The following is a 6,064-nucleotide window of genomic DNA, read 5'->3' on the forward strand; positions in this document are numbered from 1 at the left end:
TCAACTCTTACTATTATACAGTCTTTTCTAACTTTGTCAACACCTTTTTTAAAATTTTTTTACTTTTTTGCATGACTTCCTAATGGGTACGGATGTCAAACTCCTTAAACACAATACGTAAGTCCTTTAGGACTCTTTGACGCCCTCGGAAGCGTTCATCTCTTAAGACGCGTTCTAGTTCTTCTTGTTTCTCTTTACTTTGTTTGTTTCTATAATCTCTTAGGGTTTCATGAAAGAGATAATAGTCATCTAGCCAGAGACCTCCCTCACTTATACGATGACTAATCTCACCTACTTCTTCATATGGTTCTTTATCATATCTCCGTTTTTGACTTTCTTGCTTACGGATATAATCTAAAATTCGATTTCGAAACTTGGTTTTGAAATATTTCCTTAAACGTGGAATATCGTCTACCAGTCCTTCTTCTCTACTAATCAATTCATGTAAGCAGAGCATGCCTTCTTGGTTCCAATCCGATAGCTCCCACAAATGAAGGTAATATTCATTTCTACACTTGTATACAATTCCTTGGACTTCTTCATACAATTCTTTAATCATAATCTTCCCCTTTCTGTGTACAGTCTAACAGATTCAGAAACACTTTTGACACATTTCATCCATTCTGTTCCCTTTAGCTCCTCAACTGCACAAAAAAGAGAGGTCTTGCCTCTCTTAGGGTTATAATTCTGCGATTTGGTTTAGGTTTACTTCTGCTACTGTGTCATTACCAAACATAGAGATAATCATCTTCACTTTATTGTTATCAATCTCTGTAATTTTACCAGTATAGTCTGCAAAAGCACCATCAATAATACGTACGGTTTGACCAACCTCAACATCGAAATCAAATTCTTGAACAGTTTGTCCCATAGATACCAAAATGTCACGAATTTCTTGTTCCAATAATGGTGTTGGTTTTGATCTGTTCCCATGAGATCCTACGAATCCTGTAACGTTTGGTGTGTTTCGCACAACAAACCAAGCTTCATCTGTCATGACCATTTCTACAAGAACATAACCTGGAAAGCGATTTTCTTCTACTTCTTTTCTCTTTCCATTTTTTTCAACTTGCACTGTTTGTGTTGGAATTTCAACGCGTAGAATATTATCCAACATATTGTAGGTTTGTGCACGTTGTAATAGATTTTCTTTTACCTTATTTTCATAACCAGAATAAGTTTGTAAGACAAACCATCCTTTATCAAAACTATCCATGATATTTCCTTTCATAAATAGAAGATTTTTAGTGTACTTTCACTACTCTTCTAAAAAATGTTAATAAATCGAATCAAACCTGAAACAATCAACTGGTCAAAAATGTAAATAATTACTACAAAGAAAGCTGTGTATTCCATGATAGAACGAAAATCTCTCCAGCTTTCCTTGCGAGTTGGCCATGTTGTGTCTTTAAGAAGTCTAAAAATATCTCCAATAAAACGCATCGCTCTCTCCTATCTCGTTTCTCTGTGTGTAGTGTATTTGCCACAATGCTTACAAAATTTATTTACTTCTAGTCGTGTAGGCTTGGGGTTTCCACTAATCTTGATTGAATAGTTTCTCGAACCACAAACCGCACAAGCTAGGCTTGCTTTTTTTAGTGCCATAACGCCTCCATCTTATCTATTATAACAAGAAAGCTAGGCTTTGACAAGCATCTTAGCGAAATAGATTGACTACCGAATCCCATATTGTTTGAGCCTTTTCCTTAATCTTCGCATCCGAGATAGCCCGACTAGCCTCATCTGCTAGACTTTGCGCACGTCCTCGAATATCAGACAAATTATCATCTGTCTGGCTATTATCATTGGTTTGTACTTGTCTTTTTGTGTTAGCTGGTGCAATTCCGTTTTTCTTATATGCATTTTCAACTGTGAAGGTACTTCCTGGTGTATAAGGTAAAATGGTATTGGCAATGTTTCTAAAGACATGGGCTGCACCATTTGAAGTAGATCCTGCTAGATAGTGATTTTCATCAGTGGTCGGAAAACCAAGCCAATGACTAATCACCACATCCGGAGTATAACCAATTACCCACTGGTCACTTGTGTATTCCGGATTGAAAACTGCTTCAGTTGTACCAGTTTTCCCTGCCATGACATAGTCTGCAGGCGATGAACTAATACCGGTTCCGTTAGTGAATGTACCCAACATCATACTAGTCATCTTGTCAGCTACAGACTTATCAATCACCCGTTTTTGTGAATTTTTATGGCTCGCAATAACTTGCCCACTAGCATTTTCAATTCTACTAATAAAATGTGCTTCCGGCATTAAACCTTCATTTGCAAAGGCAGCATATGCTTGAGCCATTTGAAGAGGGTTGGTTTCGACGCCACTTCCCAAGGCAATACCAAGAACACGGTCGACCTTTTCCATGTTGAGTCCAAATTTTTCGCCCGCCTCAAAAGCCTTATCAAGGCCCAAATCATTAACAGTGGCAACAGCAGGTAGATTAAGCGATTCTGCCAAGGCTTGATACATGGGAACTTCTCGACTCGTTTTGATCCCTGCATAGTTATCAACCTTATAGCTGTCATACTGCATGGTATGGTTATCCAAGAGCTTATTCAAAGCCCAGCCTGCTTCAACTGCTGGCGTATAAACAACTAAAGGCTTAATTGTAGAACCAGGGCTACGTTTCGATTGGGTTGCATAGTTGAAATTCCGGAATCCCGTTTTATCATTGCCAGCAACTTGACCGACAACTCCACGAACTCCCCCTGTTTTCGGTTCGAGAGCGACACTTCCTGATTGAGCAAATGTTCCATCCTCTGCCCTCGGAAATAGCACTGTATTTTCATAGACAACCTGCATATTTGCTTGGTAGTTTTGATCCAGCTCTGTGTAAATGCGGTAGCCATTATTGACAATTTCTTCCTCTGTTAGATTATACTTGGAAACAGCTTCATTAACCACCGCATCAAAGTAAGAAGGATAGCGGTAATCTGAGATTTTCCCTTCATACTTATCGTGCAATTGAGAATTCATATCAACTTCTGCAGCTTCGGTTTCTTGGTTTTTATCAATATATCCTGCTGCAACCATATTTTGTAAGACAGTGTCGCGACGATTAGTCGAATCTTGTACGGAATTCAAAGGATTATACAATTCCGGTCCCTTCAGCATCCCTGCCAGAGTCGCAGCTTGATCCAGACTCACTTCTGATGCAGAAACTCCAAAGTATTTCTTACTCGCATCTTCTACACCCCACACACCATTTCCAAAATAGGCATTGTTAAGGTACATGGTTAGGATCTGATCCTTGCTATATTTTTTAGTCAATTCTAAAGCCAAGAAAAATTCTTTCGCTTTTCTCTCAACAGTTTGATCCTGCGACAGATAGGCATTTTTAGCCAGCTGTTGGGTAATAGTAGAGCCACCACCTGAACGACCAGCAGTGACAATAGCCAAGAAGAAACGACCATAGTTAATCCCGTCATTTTTATAGAAGGAACGGTCTTCTGTCGCAATAACGGCATTCTGCAAATTTTTACTGATAGCAGTCAATTCAACGTAGGTTCCCTTTTGACCAGACAAGGCACCAGCCTCCTTTTCTTCACGGTCAAAAATGATAGTCCGAGTTTTCAAGGCGTTTTGCAAATCATTGACATTGGTTGACTTGGCTACAGCAAACAAATAGGTTCCAACTAGCAAGCCTGCACTCAAACCTAGTATAAGGACAATCTTTGTTAGATGATAGCGACGCCAGAATTTTCGAATTGGACCCACTTGGGCTAATTTTTTTCTATCACTTCGAGAGCGACGTAAACTAGTAGAATCAGAATCCTCTAGTTCACTTGTATCTTTTTTAAAAAGAGAAAGAAATTTCTCGAATAATTTATCTAATTTCATGCGTTTATTTTATCATCTTCATCATAGGAAGACAAGAATTTAGCTATTTCCTATCCAAATAAGGCTTTTTTTGTTACAATATCTGTATGAAATTCACTTTTACTTTACCAGACTCTCTACCTCAAATGACGGTAAAGCAATTACTTGAGGAACAACTCCTCATCCCTAGAAAAATCCGTCATTTTTTGAGAATCAAGAAACACATTTTGATTAATCAGCGAGAAGTTCATTGGAACGAGACGGTGAAGCCTGGAGATGTTTGCCAATTGACTTTTGACGAAGAAGATTATCCCGAAAAAGAAATTCCTTGGGGCAACCCAAACCTCATTCAGGAAGTTTATCAAGATCAACACTTGATTATTGTGAACAAACCAGAGGGGATGAAAACGCATGGTAATCAGCCAAACGAAATCGCCCTTCTTAACCATGTCAGTGCCTATGTTGGCCAAACCTGCTATGTCGTTCATCGTCTGGACATGGAAACCAGTGGTTTGGTTCTCTTTGCCAAAAATCCTTTTATCCTGACTATTCTCAATCGCTTACTGGAGAAAAAAGAGATTTCTAGGGAATACTGGGCACTAGTTGATGGAAATATCAGCAGCAAAGAGCTTGTTTTCAGGGACAAAATCGGACGTGATCGCCATGACCGCAGAAAACGAGTAGTTGATACAAAAAATGGGCAATATGCTGAAACAAATGTAAGCAGATTAAAGCAATTCCCAAACAAAACTTCCTTGGTTCGTTGCAAACTAAAGACCGGGCGAACCCATCAGATTCGTGTGCACCTTTCGCATCATAACTTCCCTATTTTAGGCGACCCTCTCTATAATAGTAAAGGAAAATCAAATCGACTTATGCTTCATGCCTTTCGACTTTCCTTTACCCATCCACTTACATTAGAAAAATTAAGCTTCACTGCCCTTTCAGATACTTTCGAAAGAGAAATAAAAAAGAATGGATGATTGTGTCATCCATTTTTAAATATTTAAAAAGCAAGACCAGAGGCCTTGCTTTTCTATCGACTCAAGAATTATTTAGCGATTTTTGCGAAGTATTCAAGAGTACGAACAAGTTGTGCAGTGTATGACATTTCGTTGTCGTACCATGATACAACTTTAACCAATTGTTTACCGTCAACGTCAAGAACTTTAGTTTGAGTTGCGTCAAACAATGAACCGTAAGACATACCTAGGATATCTGAAGATACGATTGGATCTTCAGTGTATCCGTATGATTCGTTTGAAGCTGCTTTCATAGCTGCGTTCACTTCGTCAACAGTAACGTTCTTTTCAAGAACTGCTACCAACTCAGTTACAGAACCTGCTGGAACAGGAACACGTTGAGCAGCTCCGTCCAATTTACCGTTCAATTCTGGGATTACAAGACCGATAGCTTTTGCAGCACCAGTTGAGTTAGGAACAATGTTTACAGCACCAGCGCGAGCACGGCGAAGGTCACCACCACGGTGTGGTCCGTCAAGGATCATTTGGTCACCAGTGTAAGCGTGGATAGTAGTCATCAATCCTTCTACAACACCAAAGTTATCTTGAAGAGCTTTAGCCATAGGAGCCAAGCAGTTTGTAGTACATGAAGCACCTGAGATAACTGTTTCAGTACCGTCAAGAACGTCGTGGTTAGTGTTGAATACAACTGTTTTAACGTCGTTTCCACCAGGAGCAGTGATAACAACTTTTTTAGCTCCACCAGCGTGCAAGTGTTTTTCAGCAGCTGCTTTCTTAGCAAAGAAACCAGTAGCTTCAAGAACGATTTCTACACCGTCGTTAGCCCAGTCGATTTGTTCTGGATCACGTTCAGCAGAAACTTTGATGAATTTACCGTTAACTTCAAATCCGCCTTCTTTAACTTCAACAGTACCGTCGAAACGACCTTGAGTTGTGTCGTATTTCAACAAGTGTGCAAGCATGACTGGATCTGTAAGGTCGTTGATACGAGTAACTTCAACACCTTCTACGTTTTGGATACGACGGAAAGCAAGACGACCGATACGTCCGAAACCGTTAATACCAACTTTAACTACCATTAGTGATTTCCTCCTTATGAAAATCATGAAATTTTTATTGTGAAAAGAGTAACTTGAATCACTACAAATCACCTTTCAACAAACCTATTATATAACTATTTGAGTTGAATTGCAAGTACGGGCATTGTTTTTCTATGTTAGTTTCTTTTTTACGTAACTTCTCAAAGTAA

At 39.2% G+C, this 6,064-nt stretch carries 7 protein-coding genes; 1 reads left to right on the plus strand and 6 read right to left on the minus strand.

Translation table 11 applies throughout. The annotated features are described in order from the left end of the window. Positions 1-79 precede the first annotated feature (79 nt). From HT722_RS08115 to pbp2a, 5 genes are all read right to left on the minus strand, one after another. Positions 80-559 carry a sigma-70 family RNA polymerase sigma factor gene (locus tag HT722_RS08115; protein ID WP_138704843.1) on the minus strand — a complete coding sequence of 160 codons (480 nt, stop codon included), beginning with the start codon at positions 557-559 and terminating at the stop codon, positions 80-82. Positions 560-679: 120 nt separating this feature from the next. Further along, positions 680-1,216 (minus strand): transcription termination/antitermination protein NusG, encoded by a 537-nt coding sequence (gene nusG / locus HT722_RS08120; RefSeq protein WP_000376739.1) that lies wholly within the window; start codon positions 1,214-1,216, stop codon positions 680-682. 50 nt (positions 1,217-1,266) lie between these two features. Continuing rightward, positions 1,267-1,443: a preprotein translocase subunit SecE gene (gene secE, locus HT722_RS08125; RefSeq protein WP_001210991.1), complete on the minus strand. Its 177-nt coding sequence runs from the start codon at positions 1,441-1,443 to the stop codon at positions 1,267-1,269. A 9-nt stretch (positions 1,444-1,452) separates the two neighbouring features. Further along, on the minus strand, positions 1,453-1,605 hold the full coding sequence (rpmG, locus tag HT722_RS08130) for a 50S ribosomal protein L33 (RefSeq protein WP_001809375.1): 153 nt from the start codon (positions 1,603-1,605) through the stop codon (positions 1,453-1,455). A gap of 52 nt (positions 1,606-1,657) precedes the next feature. Then, positions 1,658-3,853 carry a penicillin-binding protein PBP2A gene (pbp2a, locus tag HT722_RS08135; RefSeq protein WP_173276862.1) on the minus strand — a complete coding sequence of 732 codons (2,196 nt, stop codon included), beginning with the start codon at positions 3,851-3,853 and terminating at the stop codon, positions 1,658-1,660. An 86-nt stretch (positions 3,854-3,939) separates the two neighbouring features. On the opposite strand from pbp2a, the gene HT722_RS08140 reads away from it, so the two are divergent. Beyond that, positions 3,940-4,815 carry an RluA family pseudouridine synthase gene (locus HT722_RS08140; RefSeq protein WP_345789586.1) on the plus strand — a complete coding sequence of 292 codons (876 nt, stop codon included), beginning with the start codon at positions 3,940-3,942 and terminating at the stop codon, positions 4,813-4,815. Between the two features lie 68 nt (positions 4,816-4,883). Here the strand turns inward: HT722_RS08140 and gap are convergent, their stop codons facing one another. Continuing rightward, the gene (gap, locus tag HT722_RS08145) at positions 4,884-5,894 is read right to left on the minus strand and encodes a type I glyceraldehyde-3-phosphate dehydrogenase (RefSeq protein ID WP_000260662.1); all 1,011 of its coding nucleotides are present in this window, start codon (positions 5,892-5,894) and stop codon (positions 4,884-4,886) included. Positions 5,895-6,064: the final 170 nt, after the last annotated feature.

Source organism: Streptococcus sp. 53, assembly GCF_013276565.1.
Lineage (GTDB): Bacteria > Bacillota > Bacilli > Lactobacillales > Streptococcaceae > Streptococcus.